Here is a 16,737-nt window from a genome sequence, read left to right as displayed (position 1 = left end):
GGCGAACTCGACCACGTTGAGGTCGGCGCTGCCGATACGGTAATCGTTGATGACGGTATTCGTGGCATTGCCGACGCGGTAGATGTCGCTGCCCGCGTCACCGCTCAAGTTCACAGCAGCACCGACCAGCGCCGTGCGCACATCGAGGATGTCGTTACCATTGCCGCCGGACGCATAGCCCTGAGCCAACATCAACTGGTCATCGCCATCATCGCCGTTCAACTGATCGAAACTGCCATCCGTGCCGCCTGTCAGCACGTCATTGCCGACACCGCCTCTCAGCGTGTCGTTGCCATTACCACCATCCAACGTGTCGGCTCCGTTGTCGCCAAGCAATGTGTCGTTGCCGTTACCGCCGTTCAGCGTGTCATCACCTTCACCGCCGCTCAACGTGTCATCACCGTCACCGCCGTCGAGCGTATCGGCCTCTGCTTGCCCGTTCAGGATGTCGGCACCGCCGAAGCCGCGCAGGATGTCGCTGTAGGCGGTGCCGTCGAGCACGTTGTTGTCGGCGTCGCCCTCGAACTGATTGACCAGCTGCGCGACCGCGGCGGTGGCTGCGCTCGCCTCCGACTCGACCGTACCACCGCCGTCGGTGTAGCTCGCAACCACGCGCACGTGTTGGCCGAGTAAGGCGTTGCTCAGCACCAGTGTATTACTGGTGGTGCCGGCGATGTCGGTCCAGTTGCTGCTGCCGTCGGCCGACAACTGCCATTGATACGACACCGTACCCAGGCCGTCGACGTCGGCCAGCGTGTTGCTGGCGGTCAGCGTCTGGGTTTCGGTGGCGTTGCCGCTGATGATGACGTCACCGGCGGGTGCATCATTAACCGCTGCCAGGTTGAGGTTGGCAGAGGTCGCCACGTCGTTGCCGCCGTCGGTAACTACCACGTTGAACGTCACTGCACCATTGCGGTTGGCTGCCGGGGTAAAGGTCCAGCTGCCGTTGCCATGGTCGGTGAGTGTGCCATCGTTCGGACTGACGTTGACGCTCTTCACGCTCGGCGAGTTGCCGATGATGTCGCTGGTGTTGGCCAACAGTTGCGCGGCGCTGAAGGTATAGGCGGAGTCTTCACTGCCATCGGTCAGGGTCACCGGGCCACTCACCAGCGGCGCAGTGGTATCGAGGGTGAATGTGCTGCCGGTGCCGTTGGCGGTGTTGCCAGCCGTGTCGCTGGCCGTTACCGACACACTGATCGGGCCATCGCCCAGGCTGGAAAGATCGGCGCTGCCGTTGACGCCGACGACGCTTTGGCTGCCATCGCTGAAACTGACGGTGGCGCCGGCGTCCGCGTCGAGGCCGGTAACCGTGTAGGCGACCGCCGTTTTCTCGGCGTTGTTGATAAGGGAGTCGGCCAGTGTAACCGTCAGGTCGCCGCCCGTGTCGGCGGTGGTGTCCAGTGTCAGGCTGCCGGCGATGCTGAAGGTAAGGCTATCCACCCCGAAGGTCGCGCCCCCGTCGTGGATCTCCAGCCGCGCGATCGGGTTTCCCGAGGAATTCACGGTCAGCTGGGTATTAGCTGGAGCCCCATCCGGCAACATCGCTTGCCCTACCGGCAAGCCCCCGACGTCGTAAGCAAAGAGGCCGGTATTGGCGGCACCTGAGACATAGGCCGACACCGTTTGGATACTGCCGGTAATGGCCGAGTCGAAGATGAAGATCATCATACCCGTTCCAGCGTAGACAAGATTTACCCCCGACTGAGCAGGCCATGGGGAGAGTGCCTGATTAAGAACAGTTACGTCGCCAGACACGGTGACGCCGAGACTCTGATACTGCGTCGTCAGTTCCGTATTATGTGAAAACTCATCGAAACTCAGGCTGCTGCTCGTCCTGGCCAGACCGCCGGCGCTGTTGCCGGCGACATCGGTGGCGACGATCGATACGCTGATCGGGCCATCGTTCAGACTGGACAGGTCGGCACTGCCGTTGACGCCGAGCACGTGGTTATTGGTCGAGTCGCTGAAGGTGACGGTAGCGTTGGCGTCCGCGTCGAGTCCCGTCACGCTGTAGACGACCGCGGTCTTCTCGGCGTTGTTGATCAGGCTGTCGGCGAGTATGACCCTCAGGTCGTTACCGACATCGGCGCTGGTATCGAGGGTGTAGCTGTGGCCGGTGCCGGCGCTGCTGTTGCCGGCGGCATTGATGGTCTGGACCAGCAAGCTGGTGCCGCTGCCGATCAAGGTGACGCCGCTGGCGCTCCAGTTATGGGTTGCATTATCGGCCACCGCACTCACCCAGGTGGTACCGCCATCGGCGGAAACCTGGATGATCTCGCCGCTGTTCAGGGTGCCGGTGTAAGTGCCGCTCAGGGTCTGGATTTCGATGTTGGTGATGAAGTCGCCAGCGATGCCGCTGTCATCGCTCAGCGCAGTCACCGTGGCCACTGCGGTGGGAGCATTATCAACCGCTGCGAGACTGAGGGTGGCCGAAGTGGCGACCGTCGCGCCAGCACTGTCGGCAATCACAAGCGCAAAATTCACCAGACCGTTGCGATCCAGCGCCGGGGTGAAGGTCCAGCTGCCGTCGGGGTTGGCCGTGATCGTGCCGTCAGCCGGGTCGACGCTGATACTCTGTACGCTCAGACTGTCGCCGGCATCAACGTCGCTGGCATTGGCCAGCAGCTGTGCGGCTGTGATCGTATAAACAGTATCTTCCGTGCCATCCGACAAAGTGACCGGGCCGCTGACCGTTGGCGCATCGTTGACCGGGGTGACATTGACACTCAAGGTATTGGCATTGTTCGAGAACGCCGTGCCGTCGCTGACCTTGAAGCCGATGCTGGCATAGCCGCTGCCATTACCATCGGGGGCCGGCACGAATTGCAGCTTGCCGGCGTCTAGGTCGGCCTTGCTGATGACCTGGTCCTGAACGACTGCGATCCAGGCACTGCCATTGTTGTACTGCAGGCTGCCGAGCGTTGGCAGGCCGGTGATTTTCACCGCTGCAAGCGGGCTGTTTTCCGGGTCGCTGTAGGTGCCGAAGTCGGCGCTGCCCAGGATGACCGGCGTGTCCTCCAGTGTGGCCCGGCTGTCATTGGTTGAGGTCGGGGCAACGTTGACCGGGCTGGTGGCCGCAGCCTTGAGCGTGGCGGTGTTCCAGACGACGTTGTTGTCGAAGCGCACCCGGTCGATCTCGTAATCGGCGCCCATATAAAAATTTTTCACGGTCAGGGTCTGTGAGGTGGCGAGCACGACCATCTGCAGGTCGTTGCCGATGTGCACAAAACGCATGTCACCGCTGTTGAGCCCAACCAGTTGCACCGTATCGACATCGGCGGCGGCACCGCCGCTGTTATCGATAACATCGTTGCCATAGTTGCTGCCATACAGGTAAGTGTCGTTACCACGACGGCCAGCCAGCACGTCATCCCCCGCGCCGCCATCGAGGCGGTTGTTGCCGGTGTTCCCCGTCAGGCGGTTGGCCAGGGTATTGCCGGTGCCGTTGAGGTTACTGCTTCCAGTGAGCTCCAGATTTTCCAGGTTGGCGCCCAGACTGTAGTTTACCGAGGACCGGACGGTATCCGTGCCGTCTCCGGGTTGTTCGGACACCACGTCTGCGGCCTGCGCGACGATGTAAATATCGTTGCCGCTGCCACCTGCCATGCTGTCGTTGCCGCTCCCGCCGTCGAGCAGGTCGTTGCCTGCATCACCCGAGAGGTTGTCATTCCCTGCCCCGCCTTGCAGCGTATCGTCACCATCGCCGCCCTGGATCAGATCGTTACCGCTTCCACCATCGAGGATGTTATTGCCCGTATTGCCATTGAGGGTGTTATCCAGCCCATTGCCGGTGCCATTGATGTTGGCGCTGCCGGTCAGGGTAAGGCGCTCGACATTGCTGCCCAAGTTGTAGTTGATGCTGGCCTGCACCAGATCATCGCCGGCGTTGTTCGCTTCCACCACCACATCGGCGGCGGCATCGACCATGTAGGTGTCATCGCCCACGCCGCCTTCCATACGGTCATTGCCGCTGCCACCATCAAGCGTGTCGTTGCCGCCATTACCCAACAATGTATCGTTGCCACCCAAGCCCAGGAGGATGTCATCACCGGGATTGCCGTTGATCACGTCAGCGCCATTGGTTGGCACGACGGGCGGGTAAAAAAGATTGGCCAGGATATCGCTGGCGCTCCAGCGGCTGCCGTCTGCGAACTGAATTCGGTCGATCGCGTGGTCTGCATCGAGGAAGTGCTGGCTCACGGTGAGGGTTTCACCAGTGGTCAGGACACTGAGCACCAGGTCGCTACCGATCCGGGTCAGGCGGATCTGGTTGGCGTTGAGATTGGTCAACCGAATGGTGTCGACGTCGCTGTTGGCGCCACCGGAATTGTCGATCATATCGAAGCCATAACCCTGACCGAAACGGTAAGTATCGCTGCCGCGTCCGCCTATGAGCAGGTCATTGCCGGTACCACCATCCAAAGTGTCGTTATCACCGTTGCCCAAGAGTGTGTCATTGCCGCCCAGACCATTGAGGGTGTCGGCCGCAGAGCCGCCCGTCAGCGTATTGGCGCTTTCATTACCATTTATGATTGCCATGACCTAACCCCTTATACATCCGAGATTTTTACGGTGTCATGACTTTAGTTCGCAGCCCCCCACTTCTCCCTCATCCGTTTGAATGATCAGACAAACCTTTCGTCTGATAATCGAACCACGCACAAGCCCCTTTCCCGACCACCGGTATTGCAGAAAGCTCGACCATGCGCCATATGAAGACGTAGCGCCCGCAAGTTCGACGGCGCTACGCCAACCGCTAGCAGGGAGGCTTGCCCTTGCCACGACTGGATGAACAGAAGGCCTACGACGAATTGGTCGTCCTTTGTTATGAGTGCGTGCTGGACAACTCCGCCTGGCGGCCACTGCTCGAACGACTGGTCGCGGCCAGCGGGCGACAGCAGGGCTTGTTGCTCTTCACCGATTACCGCAAGAGCGGCACTCACGCCTCCACCACGCTCAACCTGTGCGACCCCGCCGCGATCGACGTCTACAACCGCCACTACTGCAATCTGGATCCGGGCCTTGTCCTCATCCGCTCCCACAAAGTGGGTGACTGGTACAACGACCTCATGGATTTCGGTCCCGAACGCATTCGGCGCGACCCTTATTATCAGGAGTTCTACATCCCCTTCGGGCTGCATAACCTCTCCTGCGTTAAGCTAGAAGAACAGGCCGATGCGGGCATCTACCTGACCGTGCTCAACGAGGTCGGCGCGCCCTTGCCAACCGCCCAACAGCAGGCCTTGCTGCTGCGTGTTAGCCCGCACCTGCTCAAGGCCGCCAAACTGTCCAACAAGGTCAACCGCCTGGAACTGGAGTTGGCCACACGCGACCTGCTGCTGGACCACCATCGCGCCCCGCTCTGGCTGCTGGACGGCGACGGTCATGTACTCTATTGCAACCAAATGGCGGCGCGACACATGGGCCAGAGCACTTTCCCGCTCTATGAACATTTCAATCGCCTGCACAGCAAGAGTCAGGACACCCACCTGCTAGCGCTGATCCGCCGCGCCGCCGGCAAGGACGGTAGGCGCCGCGCCGGCTGGCTGTGCCTCAACCCCACCCAGCCGCAGGAGCTGCTGGTCACGCCGGTCCCGGCCGAAGTGGCTTTCAACCGCCACTTTCAAATACCGTTGGTGCTGCTGGCACTGCTGGAAAACCAGCCACAATCTCAGCTGCTGTCCGAGCTCTTCCAACTCACGCCGGCCGAACAGCGCCTGGCTGAACTACTGGCTCAGGGACTCACTCCGGAAAACTGTGCAGCTCGTTTGAGCGTGTCCATCAACACCGTGCGCACGCAACTGCGCGCTCTGTTTCGCAAAACCGACACTAGCCGCCAGGCCGACCTGGTCAGTCTGATCGGTCGCTTGCACGTCTAGGCATCAGGCCTTGGACCCTCTCCCGTTTACAGGAGAGGGCTTGGACATCGGGATCAAACATTGAGTTGTTCAGAGTCAGGATGAAAATCAGCATGAACATGACAATCCGCAATGAACAAGTCCAAGACATGCAGCGCTAGAAAGCTTGATCCAAAAGCGCCCAGAACCAGCTCCCGCGCCGAAGAAAAAGCCTGTCAAAAAAAGATAGTAGTCACGAAGTCGCGACGAAACTAGAAGCCCCGAAGCCGAGAATCTTCGGGGCTTTGCATTTCTGGTTCTCAACCCCTTCCCCACCCTATCTGCGTGATACTTCTCGTACATAGGCTTGACATGCCGCCAGCGCTATCAGTCCTTGGTCACCGGTGCCGGTGATTCCGATAACTCGTTGAGCATGCGCTGGGTCAAGTCGGGCCGCGTTCCTCCATGAACCACGCCGCCGGCGCCGGTAGCGGCTGGCACTGAACTGCCACTGGCTGAATCCGTGGTATCGAGGAGGCCTGACAACCGCAGATCAGCAGTGGCAAGGCGTTCGCGCAGGCGAGCCTGTTTCGTTTGAGCATCGCTCAGTTCCTTGTAGTGGATTTGTTCACTGGCCGACAGGCGCTGCTCGAGTACCAGCCGCTTGTCCTGATCGGCGCGAATCTGGGTCGCGGCCGCGTTGCTGATGGTAATGAGGTCGTCCTGATGCAGGCCCGCCTGCTCGGCGAGCTGCTTGCCGTAACGCCAGTCCTGCACCTTCCATACGCCGCCAGCCGGGAAACCCCACTTGAGGCCAATGCCGAATAACAACGGTGTCGCGGTCAGAAAGGACACCGCCGGCGGCAGACCCGCTTTGCCCTTGAGGTTGGTCAGGATTGAGTTGCGCCAGATCGACGAAATGTCGAAAGCACTCACGGCACGAACGCGGGCCACATAGGCGCCAGCATAGATACCGACCACGTCGACACTGGTCATCCCGGTGCGCTGCAGCTTGATCCAGTTGCCGTTGTCCTTGCGCCACTCCACGTCATACCCGACCGCGCCGTTCATGCGGCACTCTCATTTAAGTGCTCACATGACAGACCGACTTTCTTAGCTTTGAGCATCATGCACGGTCACCCTCACTCCCGTAGCCACAATCTCGTACTCAGTCTCAGAAATCTTTTTCACGTCACCACCAGATTGCATTTCGAAATGCTTCAGACCCTCATGTCGAACCATGCCGCTTGAAGAGCGCTCAATGGTCTCGTCCTGATAGATGTTAATCACGTAGTCCAAGTTATCCGTGCCAACCCCAACTATTCTCCCAACATATTTATCTGCCATGTTCGAACTCCTTGCGTGAAATCTCAAAGTAGCTGGTACTGAAAGATGAATCCACAGCATTGAACAGTTCACTTCACCATGATGTTGGTCTGCACCTGAGCGTGCCCGTGCAGGAGAGATACGACCAAGCCCTGAGGCAGGCCGGCAGCGGACTACTGACCAGCCCCACGGGTGGGGAATCTAATCTCGGCAATCCGATCTGCAATGTCGGCCAGCTTCTTTACTCCCTGGAAGCCAATGAACACACCGGCGGCTGTCGCAAGGTTCTGAGGTAGCCCGAAGTATTCGAGGACCGGGATCAGCCCAATGGTGATCAGTGTGCAGATCGCCGCCTCGAGCAGTGTCCTGACGACGAGTCCCCCCGCCGTAGATGATCCTGATGCCGGCCATTAGGGCAGAAAGACCAGCAGCATAAAGAGTTGGCGAATGCTGACTCAGCGATGCAAGCACGATGAGCCAGGTTTCTGGTTTGTCTGGCATGTTTGGCATCCGGATGTCCCTCCCTTTCGGGGAGCGAAGTATATCCGGCCCCAGCATCACTCCCAGCTCAGAGCGATGGGTGTGGTGGAGCCGAAAATGAGAAAGCCCCGAGCTAGTCGAGGCTTTTTTATTCCGCCTCCGCTTAAGTAAGCAGAGGCTTAATTGCTAGCTTTAACTGCCTGGGCCGTCGTAAGACGGGGCTGGCCGCGGCCTTTTTGGCTTGACCGGTTGCTGAGGCTTCTCGGGAGGTACTTGGTTCGGAGGGGTTACAGGCAGCTCCGGGCACTTTGGAAGTTTGAGGGCTTCGTCATTTGCCTCGTCGAAGGAATTGTGAGGACCACCTTTCTCATTTCCACTCTGGTCGTAAACATACCACTTACCGTCTTCTTTCTGGCTGATGGTGTAGCCGTTGGCATTTGACACTCAAATCTCCTCATTGGGTGAGGAACTACTAAACAACAAATCAGGGGAATACAAAAGCCCAACGAATGTTGAGGCCTTGAAAAGGTGCGTGATCTTTCCGAGCTGTCCGCCAAAGACCTTCCCAGCGTCGACGCCCCATTGCATCGATCTCGCTGATCCACTCTCGAGCCACCCTGCAAGCATGTGAGGTCAGGGTGCGCGGGCTGCCGGTGTTGATCCGTAGCACTGCACTTGCCGGCTTATCAGTGTCCAGGCCTTCCGTGAGGCTGCCCTGGCTACAGTGGACTCAAAAAGCTGGTGAGATATCGAAGTAGTAGTCCTTCCCTTCCTCGAAATGCTCGGCGCGATCGGCAGCCACGCTCACGACGTATTCGCCGCACGGGGTGTACTTGCCGTAGATTGAATCCTCTTCGGCTGGATTGGCCGACCACACCGCACCGAAGTGCAGGCGGGTCTCCGAGTCGGACCGAGCGCCAGGCTCTTCGCAAAATGGCGGACTCTCTATGAGCAAGCGCAATCCCAACAGCGGTTTTGCCCGGGCTGAACGAAGCTGCCGGGCACTTCTGCGAACCAATCACGTCGCTGTGGTGAACATCGACCCCAGCGGCGCGCAGATCATGGCGAACTGGAAGAGCTGCCGACAGATCCGGAGTCTGGCGATCGCCAACGCGATTTTCGACTTCGCCTATCGCTGGACGATCTACATCAGCGCCATGTGTCGAGACGAGCGCGGCGTCGAGTACGTGAAGTCAGTGGAGATATCGCCGGAGGGAACCTACAAAGTGGCGCGCCTAACGGATGCCATCGAGCATTACTACCTGGAGCTGCGAAACAGCTGCAACCCGAATCACCTGGTTGCATCCGGATGGGTCGCCATCCCTGCAGAGGTTTCGCTCGAAGAGGCTCAGGCCGCCAAGCTGTTCTACGCCGCCGGCGCCTGGCATCAGGTGAAGGTCGCAGCATGAAACGAATCAACAACCAGGTGCGCCAGCGCCGACGACAGACATGGCTGGATCTACCGGCCCACGGAATTGAAGAGGCAGGCCATGGCCAAGAGCAACGCGGAACGGTCAGCGAAAGCCGCGGCAAAGAAGAAGAGTCGCGGCGAAGAGGAACTAAGGCTGCACTGCCTGCCTGGCACGCGCCAAGCCCTGGCTGAACTGATGGCCTGGAGCGGCATCGAGGAACAGGGCGAGGCCATCACGCTGATGATTCATCATCTTCATGCATTAGGGCCTCAAAAGTCCGCGCCTCTGCTGACCCCGCCGCGACACGAAATCACGATCAGCGAAAACGTGTCGCGCAAACTTGAGCTCGCCTACAACCGCGAAGCCCTGCGCATTTGTCACGACGAATACCCCCCCCAACTGTCGCATCCAGTCATGGAGGGTGGCGCCTCGAGGTTAATGCCGACCGCTATCGTGGCAGGCGAAGAAAGTGCACTGCTACCAGCTGCCCTCATTTCGGTAAATTTGCGCGACCAACTCAAAGCTCCGCAGCAAATGCCTTTTCAGATATACGCGGTTTTTTCCGTAATAAACGGCGATGTCATCAGCGTAATCGCATCCCATTTCTTGATCATTGATAACAAAGGCCCGAGGCCCATACCCTGAAGCTACGCAGAAAGTAAATTTCCCCGCGTCAATCTTGTGTTCCCCACTCGTAACGTGACACGCAGCATTTCTACACGCTCTAACGAGATCAGTGACATCGGTCATGCTTTCAGTGACTTCCATGTCGTCATCGAAATTTATTCTTTGTCCATCTAGTTTGGCTTTCTGCAACAGGTCATTGAGATGGACCAACACAAGCGTTACCGCTGACTCGAACATTACTCCCGCGCTGCTGCCCGCGTTGAAAACTCCGGAGTTGAATACATCCGCACAACGCGTGACTGAGGACTGGATGTCGGCTGCCCGCATCCATGCTGCGAAGTTCTTCGTGTCTTCTGCCATCTGCTTCTCCTTGATCCGGCTCCATGCCGGTCACTCGTAATACCCCACCACAACCCAAATTGCCACTGTCGCATCCGGTCACGGAGGGCGGCGCCTAACCGATCAACGCCATGAATTCAGCAAAGCTGTTTGCCACCGTCTGCATGCTCCCGTCTGGGTCTACACCATCGAAGGTAACTATCGGCCAAGGAGCGGCCACCCGCAGGTTCAAAGCAAACAGCTGACCACCGCCATCGCCTCCAAAAACAAATAGACCAGGAGCAGTTTTCGCAAACATGCCTATTTGCTCAAAGTCCGAGGCTGTTTCAGCTGGATCAAGACAAAAATTAAAGAGAGGGTCGGGAAGCGGGCCCTCCCCACCATTGCTGTATTCCAGCAACCGGTAGTACTCGGAGGGTAGTTCTCGGGGCGCTGCAGCACGAAGAGTGTCCAAAGCCCCAGCAGAGGCCCCTTCGTTACCGCTCCAGCTTGAGTTGATTTTCACTGATAGGCCTCCTTGGTCCGGCTCCATGCCGGGCCGAACACAAATACCCCACTTCAACGAACCAAACCAGTTTTGTGACGCACTTTCAACTACCCCACTGTCGCATCCGGCCACGGAGGGCGGCGCCCAACCGAGGTAACCGCAATGCCAATTGCAACAGATACCGTCGAGTTCCTTGAAGAACTGAACGGCGGCGCATCGCGATTCTGTTGAAAAAGTCGGTCTACCCAAACTGCCTGATCATTTACTCGTGAAAACGCCTTTTTCGCACGCTGCTACGTGAAATCCGAGTCCGGAAGCCTCTGCCAAAAGTAAAGATTTCAATCTCGGACGCGTACTTTTCGGATGCGCAAACCATGGTCGACTTTTTCAACACAATCTCGCCAATGCTGACACTCGGCACCTTCGATCCAAAATGAAAAATAGGTAACCCGTTCGATACAGCGGGTTACCCCTTCAACCGGATGGCTCGCCTATATTTGTTGCATCCGGCCGCGGAGGACTACTCCATCTTGATTGATGGTCGATCGGCGCAACTCTGGATCGTTTTCATTAAGGCACCGAAACTGCAACTCGGCATTGGTATAGCGACCGTAACCAGAATCCCTGAATGCATCTTTTACAGGCATCAGCTGCTTGTCTTTACTCTCACAAAAAGCATTGGCCTCTTGATATAGCTCAGCCTTTACAGCTCCTCCGCTAAAGGTCGTGAAGCTCCCCTCCTTCGCGATCATGTAGGTGTCTCGACCCATGGGCACGACTCCCAGGCCGGAGCAGCCGGCGATGAGTAAAGCAATCGTTGAAACCAGCAAAAGCCGCATCTGTTGCGCTCCATGCATAAGGGGATGGCGATCATAGAGCCATCACTCTGCCGCATCACCAAATTTCAAACCCATTTTCGCATCCGGTGACGGAGGGCGGCGCCAGATTGCTGAGTTGTGGCTACCAGGCACTGGGCGAGCGCCACGACTTCGAGGAATGGCAGGAGACGATGTCGACACTCCTGATCAATCTTGCTGCAGCGTCTGCCGATGAGTCCGCCCGCTTCGCCAGCATGTCGCGACACGTTTATGAGATCCCCGAAAACGTGTCGCGAAAGTTGGAGCTAGCCTACAACCGCGAAGCCCTGCGCATCTGTAACGACGAATAATCACTGCCCGCTGCCGCATCCGGTCACGGAGAGTGGGACCAATTAACGGTTGTTGTGTTTATCCATGACTTTTTTCACTACCCGTGCCTGTTTCGCATCCTGAATAGACTGGGAGATCGCATCATTTTCAAGATGCAGCTTCTCCAGCGACTCAGCTGTGAGAGAGTTTGTCTCGATCAGATTGAGGAGCCCCTGTTGGTAATGCACGTGGGCCGCCAATGGTGTGACAGCCACCGGTCCGGCAATTTTGTCTGCGTACTCAAAAGCCTCACTTCTATGGCGTATAGCGAAGTCCAAAACAGCTTTGGCGCGCTCTCTCTTGGCTTGGTAATGCGCTTGAATCCAAACCGTTACCACTGAGCCGCCTGCGCCGATCGCCGCACCTATCAGCCCTGCTACTGCAGAATCCACATCGCTCTCCTTGATCCGGCTCCATGCCGGTCACCCAAAATGGCAATATTTAGACCATTGCAGCAATAGCAACCGCTAATTGGGACCAGAAAGCCAGGTTTATGCCCTGTTTATCAAACCAAGTTCTGAGTTCTGAGCCTTCAATTGTTCCAGTCGATTTTTGACGGGTAATAGCATCTTGCACAAGTTCGACGGGGGGCTGTGCAGGTAGGTTTTTTAACACCTCAGCAAGATTTGGGGTTGTTGGCGATATGTGATTCAGTTCATTGATATGCCCATTACTACCGTTTTTTAAGTCGACTCCGGTATCGGCAACAATGGTGGCTTTTCCTACTGTAAATGTGCTGTTGTCGGATCGAATTCCAGTAGACATATTACCCCCGTAGCCGTGGCAGCGTTTGAATTTAATCCCTGACCCGCATGGGCAAGGACTATTTCTTCCTGTTTTTTTATTGGACCTCTGGCGCGTATCGAGAACCGTCTCGCCTACGAAAATATTGCCATGACTATCCTTCATGTCTATTCCGGTTTCGAAGCCGGAAGACTGGAAATCAATTGTGTTGTTATGACAATCCACCATCTTTAAACCCGCAACACCCGCCATACCTGCCGCCTTCGGTTTTTCCTACAAATACCCCACTTCAACGAATTACGCCAGCCGGCGAAACGTCTGGTCCTTTAGCGTTCTTTGTGGAGGATGGAAGAAATAGCAGAGATCACGATATCCACATGCTCCTTCTTCGATAGCCCGACTCTCGGCCATTTGTGTTGAGGATCAATGTTTACCGGTTGACCGGTTTCAAGACGCAGCCTTTCAACAAGTGAAGCCATTGAGTTTTCTGACTGCTCAGCTTTTGCGGCTAGATTTTTAACTTCGAACGCAATCTCTGCCAAATTTCCTGAAGCGAGGTTGCGAGAGTAAAGGGTGGCGAACCCTGTCGATCCTGTCCTGAATCGAACCCCATTTCCGCTATCCAGTGGCTGAGCCACTCCGAGCAATTCGGAAAGCTGCGCCTGTGCATCGCTGAATACACCCATTTACGAATCTCCTTTTCAAAAAATCACGTTGCAATACAACGCGAGGATACGTCTATGTCCGCACAACAGAAGAAACACCCCTTCGATTTCAAAACTCAATATGGACTTGGCTTAAGCACTCAGGATGATGAAATCGTAGTCGATTTCTTCTGCGGAGGTGGCGGTGCCGGTATCGGACTAGAAATGGGCCTAGGTCGCGCGGTGAATATCGCCAAGAACCACAGCGCCAGCGCGATCAGCATGCACACTGTGAATCACCCGGGCGCAGTGCATTTCACGACCGACGTGTTCGATGGTGACCCGGACACCGAGTGTGACGGACAGGCCGTTGGCTGGTTCCACATGTCGCCGGACTGCACGCATCACAGCCAGGCCGCCGGTGGTCAGCCGCGCAAGCGTGAGATTCGAAATCTATCGTGGATCGGCCTGAAGTGGGCAGGAAAGAAAAAGCCCCGCGTCATCAGCCTGGAAAACGTGAAACAGACCCTTCAGTGGGGGCCGCTCATCGCCAAGCGCTGTAAGACCACCGGCCGCGTCGTGAAATTGGGCGGCGGTGTTGCTGCACCAGGCGAAGTGGTACCGGTCCACCAGCAGTTCCTGGTGCCTGACCCGAAACGCCGCGTGCAGACCTGGGCCGTTTTCGTTGCCGAGCTGCAGCACCTGGGCTACGTCGTTGAATGGCGAGTGCTGAGGGCCTGCGACTACGGCGCACCTACCAGCCGCGAACGTCTGTTCATGATTGCCCGCTGCGACGGTCAGCCGATAGTCTGGCCAGCACCCACTCACGCGAAGCACCCCGAGAAGGGCCAGCAGAAGTGGCGCACTGCCGCCGAGTGCATCGACTGGACGATCCCGAGAAAAAGCATCTTCGACCGGCCAAAACCGCTGGCACCTGCCACGCTGCGCCGGATCGCAAAGGGGATGAAGAAGTTCGTCATCGATGCCGCTGACCCGTTCATTGTGCCGATCGCAAACTGGTCCGGCGAAAGTGTGCAGTCAGCACATGACCCGTTGCGCACCGTGACCTCTTGGCCACGCGGCGGCTCGTTCGCCATGGCCAGCCCGATCATCGCGCCAGCAACGCATCAGGGTAGCGATCGCATCAACGACCCGGACGCCCCGCTGCCGACGGTAACCTGCGCCAATCGCGGCGAGCTGACGCTCATCAGCCCGGTGATGGTTGGTGTCGGTGGACGAGCAGGACAAACAGAACCTCGGCCAGGCAGCGAGCCTTTCTACACGATCACGGCGAAGGCAGACACTGCGATCGCCGCGGCACACCTGGTCAAATTCCGATTTGCTGACGAAGGCAAGTCGCTCGACGAGCCGCTGCCAACCATCACCAGCGGCGGCAACTACCAGCGCCCGGCCGGGGCCGCACACGCGATGGGCATTTCAACGGTGTTCATGGCTCAGATGAATGGCGGCTTCAACACCACCGATGCCAAGAACATCAGTGACCCGATGACCACTGTGACCAATACCGGCAGCCAGCAGCAGCTGGTAACCGCCAACCTGGTGCACATGCGCGGAAACTGCGATGCCCGAGATATCGCCGACCCGCTGCACACCATCAGTGCCGGCGGCACCCATCATGGGCTGGTCACCGCTTTCATGGAGCGCCAGTTCGGTGCCAGCGTTGGCCAGGCCATGGACGAACCCGCTCCGACCATCACCGCCGGAGGTGGCGGCAAGAGCTCGCTGGTCGAGTTCCAGCTTTCACCAGAGGCTGAAGCTGGAGCGCTACGTGTCGCGGCATTCCTGATCAGCTATTACGGCACCGAGAACATGAGCGCCGCCGATGCGCCAGCACCAACGATCACCACCAAGGATCGCCTGGGCCTGGTCACCGTCACGATCAAGGGCACGCCCTACGTCATCGTCGACATCTGCCTGCGGATGCTGCAACCGGCGGAGCTGTACAAGGCCCAGGGATTCCCGGCCGACTACATCATCAGCCACGGAGCCGACGGCAAGCCATTCACCAAAACCCAGCAGGTGCACATGTGCGGCAACAGCGTCAGCCCGCCACCGATGGCTGCACTGGCTCGGGCCAATGACCCGTGGCGTGTCGCAGAACGCCAGGCAGAAGCGGCCTGACTCACGCAAACCACACCTGCCAAGGCATCGTGTTGAACCATTGGATCTGGTGATAGATCTGCTTCAACGCCTGATCGATCAGCATCTGGAACATCAGGTCTTCAAAAAATCGTTTCATGCGGTAGAGCTCCGGTTCGATTGATACCGGCATCATCGGGACGCATAGCACCTGCCCCATGGTGATGACTCCCCACTCGAAGTGATCAACCTCCCCCTATTCCACCGCCCGGGTATGACCCGGCATAGGACGCCCCATGCCCACAGAAAACAAACCGGCCGAGTCGATGCCGAGCCTGGCGACCGGTGCTGACCTCAACCCAGCAACCTGGGCCGAATTCGTTGAGCGCCTGCGCTATGACTGCAACGGCGCCGGCGTTAAGTGGCACCACACAGCGGCCGCGATTTTCACCGTGCAGACCAAACGAATCGATTACGGCTTCGAGATCGACTACGCCGAAGGGCGAGTCGTGTGCCTTGAGGATAGGTCATGGTTCAGCCCGAAAGAATATTGGGAAGATCTGGACGGCGAGGAGCGCGCAGAAATCGACCTGTCATTGATGGCCGATCGGGAACGCAGCTTTATGGATCTGGACGAAGACGATCAATGGGACTATCTCGCCGAGTGCGATGACCATACCGTCACCGGCTGGAGAAAACGCTGGGAAATCGTGAACAGCCACTTCACCCGGGATGCCGCCGAAGCGTTCATCCGACGTAAGCAGCACGATTACGGCGAAATGCGCGTCTACGTCGAGTCGCAGTACTACGCCTGGGAGTTTCAAACCATCAAGGAAGCAATCCTCGACGGCACGCTGACCTACAGGCAGAAGTCACTTGAGAACGCTAAGCATCCCGCTCCATCGAAATGATTCAACTCACTAACTTTGATATCAAAGCCTTCGAATCTTCACTGACATGCTTAGTCCTTAATCTAATATTCTGACATACATCGCTGATTTGCAGATGTAACTGGATAAAATCTACAGACGCCCCATCCGAAGTCATATATTCAATATTCTGCACATGACTCTCAACTGCGCTATCAATATCCTTTGGCACATCAGAAAAAAACGCCAAATCACTCTGAGAGAAAAGCGTTTCCAGGTCATCCCAACAACGTTCAACACTTAGGCATTGGCGACGCCACTTTGTTTTCGCTTCGTGCCTAGCATCCAATAGCTTTGTTCCAGAGTTTGTTTCATTAGTATTTTTCCGCATACAATCAAAATATACAGATTCAATGTATTTTTCAGCAGAGTTTCCGGCATCCAATATCTCTCTAAGCTTTTTCAACGCTTTAAACTTTTCGGAATGTTTAAATTGCGGATACCAGATATTTAATGCATAAATCGCCGTTATAGCTGCCCCAATAGTTGCCAAACTAGCTACCGCACCTAAAAAAGCAACAAATCCAACCTCTCCCGTTTTTGTAAATAGAAAGCTGAATACAATTCCCGCAGAAAAAAGCAACAAACAATATAGAAACATCAGAACCGTGTTCAATCGCTTCAC

Annotated in this window: 12 protein-coding genes and 4 pseudogenes; 5 read left to right on the top strand and 11 right to left on the bottom strand. The window is 57.1% G+C overall.

Annotation, left to right across the window (positions count from 1 at the left end; genetic code table 11):
* A partial coding sequence (locus tag AC3WN7_RS19000; protein ID WP_492575346.1) for a beta strand repeat-containing protein occupies positions 1 to 4,539 on the bottom strand: 4,539 nt, incomplete at its 3' end.
* A gap of 236 nt (positions 4,540 to 4,775) precedes the next feature.
* Here AC3WN7_RS19000 and AC3WN7_RS18995 point away from each other — a divergent pair.
* The gene (locus tag AC3WN7_RS18995) at positions 4,776 to 5,879 is read left to right on the top strand and encodes a helix-turn-helix transcriptional regulator (protein ID WP_102675206.1); all 1,104 of its coding nucleotides are present in this window, start codon (positions 4,776 to 4,778) and stop codon (positions 5,877 to 5,879) included.
* Between the two features lie 295 nt (positions 5,880 to 6,174).
* On the opposite strand, the pseudogene AC3WN7_RS18990 reads toward AC3WN7_RS18995, so the two are convergent.
* The 4 genes and pseudogenes from AC3WN7_RS18990 to AC3WN7_RS18975 all read right to left on the bottom strand — a co-directional run bounded on the left by AC3WN7_RS18990 (position 6,175) and on the right by AC3WN7_RS18975 (position 7,673).
* Positions 6,175 to 6,614, bottom strand: a pseudogene (locus AC3WN7_RS18990) (lysis system spanin subunit).
* A 12-nt stretch (positions 6,615 to 6,626) separates the two neighbouring features.
* Positions 6,627 to 6,902, bottom strand: a pseudogene (locus AC3WN7_RS18985) (hypothetical protein); the annotation flags it as partial.
* A gap of 48 nt (positions 6,903 to 6,950) precedes the next feature.
* Positions 6,951 to 7,184 (bottom strand): hypothetical protein, encoded by a 234-nt coding sequence (locus AC3WN7_RS18980; protein ID WP_102675205.1) that lies wholly within the window; start codon positions 7,182 to 7,184, stop codon positions 6,951 to 6,953.
* 152 nt (positions 7,185 to 7,336) lie between these two features.
* Positions 7,337 to 7,673 (bottom strand): annotated as a pseudogene (locus AC3WN7_RS18975) (phage holin, lambda family).
* Positions 7,674 to 8,590: 917 nt separating this feature from the next.
* On the opposite strand from AC3WN7_RS18975, the gene AC3WN7_RS18970 reads away from it, so the two are divergent.
* Entirely contained in the window at positions 8,591 to 9,052 is a 462-nt protein-coding gene (locus AC3WN7_RS18970) for a hypothetical protein (RefSeq protein WP_102675203.1), read from the top strand.
* A gap of 81 nt (positions 9,053 to 9,133) precedes the next feature.
* A pseudogene (locus AC3WN7_RS18965) lies at positions 9,134 to 9,442 on the top strand (hypothetical protein); the annotation flags it as partial.
* Between the two features lie 694 nt (positions 9,443 to 10,136).
* On the opposite strand, the gene AC3WN7_RS18960 reads toward AC3WN7_RS18965, so the two are convergent.
* From AC3WN7_RS18960 to AC3WN7_RS18940, 5 genes are all read right to left on the bottom strand, one after another.
* Positions 10,137 to 10,526: an SMI1/KNR4 family protein gene (locus AC3WN7_RS18960; protein WP_158247855.1), complete on the bottom strand. Its 390-nt coding sequence runs from the start codon at positions 10,524 to 10,526 to the stop codon at positions 10,137 to 10,139.
* A gap of 473 nt (positions 10,527 to 10,999) precedes the next feature.
* Positions 11,000 to 11,347, bottom strand: coding sequence for a hypothetical protein (locus tag AC3WN7_RS18955; protein WP_102675200.1), 348 nt, complete (start codon positions 11,345 to 11,347; stop codon positions 11,000 to 11,002).
* Between the two features lie 371 nt (positions 11,348 to 11,718).
* Positions 11,719 to 12,087: a hypothetical protein gene (locus tag AC3WN7_RS18950; protein WP_102675198.1), complete on the bottom strand. Its 369-nt coding sequence runs from the start codon at positions 12,085 to 12,087 to the stop codon at positions 11,719 to 11,721.
* 49 nt (positions 12,088 to 12,136) lie between these two features.
* The gene (locus tag AC3WN7_RS18945) at positions 12,137 to 12,691 is read right to left on the bottom strand and encodes a YecA family protein (protein WP_102675197.1); all 555 of its coding nucleotides are present in this window, start codon (positions 12,689 to 12,691) and stop codon (positions 12,137 to 12,139) included.
* Between the two features lie 74 nt (positions 12,692 to 12,765).
* Positions 12,766 to 13,125: a hypothetical protein gene (locus tag AC3WN7_RS18940; RefSeq protein ID WP_102675196.1), complete on the bottom strand. Its 360-nt coding sequence runs from the start codon at positions 13,123 to 13,125 to the stop codon at positions 12,766 to 12,768.
* A gap of 54 nt (positions 13,126 to 13,179) precedes the next feature.
* Between AC3WN7_RS18940 and AC3WN7_RS18935 the strand changes: the two genes are divergently transcribed.
* A complete protein-coding gene (locus AC3WN7_RS18935) occupies positions 13,180 to 15,225 on the top strand; it encodes a DNA cytosine methyltransferase (RefSeq protein WP_102675195.1) in 2,046 nt (681 codons plus the stop codon).
* Positions 15,226 to 15,479: 254 nt separating this feature from the next.
* Positions 15,480 to 16,094: a hypothetical protein gene (locus tag AC3WN7_RS18930; RefSeq protein WP_102675194.1), complete on the top strand. Its 615-nt coding sequence runs from the start codon at positions 15,480 to 15,482 to the stop codon at positions 16,092 to 16,094.
* Position 16,095: 1 nt separating this feature from the next.
* Here the strand turns inward: AC3WN7_RS18930 and AC3WN7_RS18925 are convergent, their stop codons facing one another.
* Positions 16,096 to 16,737: a hypothetical protein gene (locus AC3WN7_RS18925; protein WP_146022432.1), complete on the bottom strand. Its 642-nt coding sequence runs from the start codon at positions 16,735 to 16,737 to the stop codon at positions 16,096 to 16,098.

The organism is Pseudomonas sp. FW305-70 (genome assembly GCF_058783925.1).
This window is presented reverse-complemented; position numbering and strand designations above follow the sequence as displayed.

Coding starts and splice junctions, on each gene's coding strand:
- AC3WN7_RS18935 (WP_102675195.1), top strand. CDS start 13,180: ATGTCCGCACAACAGAAGAAACACCCCTTCGATTTCAAAACTCAATAT.
- AC3WN7_RS18970 (WP_102675203.1), top strand. CDS start 8,591: ATGAGCAAGCGCAATCCCAACAGCGGTTTTGCCCGGGCTGAACGAAGC.
- AC3WN7_RS18955 (WP_102675200.1), bottom strand. CDS start 11,347: ATGCGGCTTTTGCTGGTTTCAACGATTGCTTTACTCATCGCCGGCTGC.
- AC3WN7_RS18940 (WP_102675196.1), bottom strand. CDS start 13,125: ATGGGTGTATTCAGCGATGCACAGGCGCAGCTTTCCGAATTGCTCGGA.
- AC3WN7_RS18980 (WP_102675205.1), bottom strand. CDS start 7,184: ATGGCAGATAAATATGTTGGGAGAATAGTTGGGGTTGGCACGGATAAC.
- AC3WN7_RS18945 (WP_102675197.1), bottom strand. CDS start 12,691: ATGGCGGGTGTTGCGGGTTTAAAGATGGTGGATTGTCATAACAACACA.
- AC3WN7_RS18930 (WP_102675194.1), top strand. CDS start 15,480: ATGCCCACAGAAAACAAACCGGCCGAGTCGATGCCGAGCCTGGCGACC.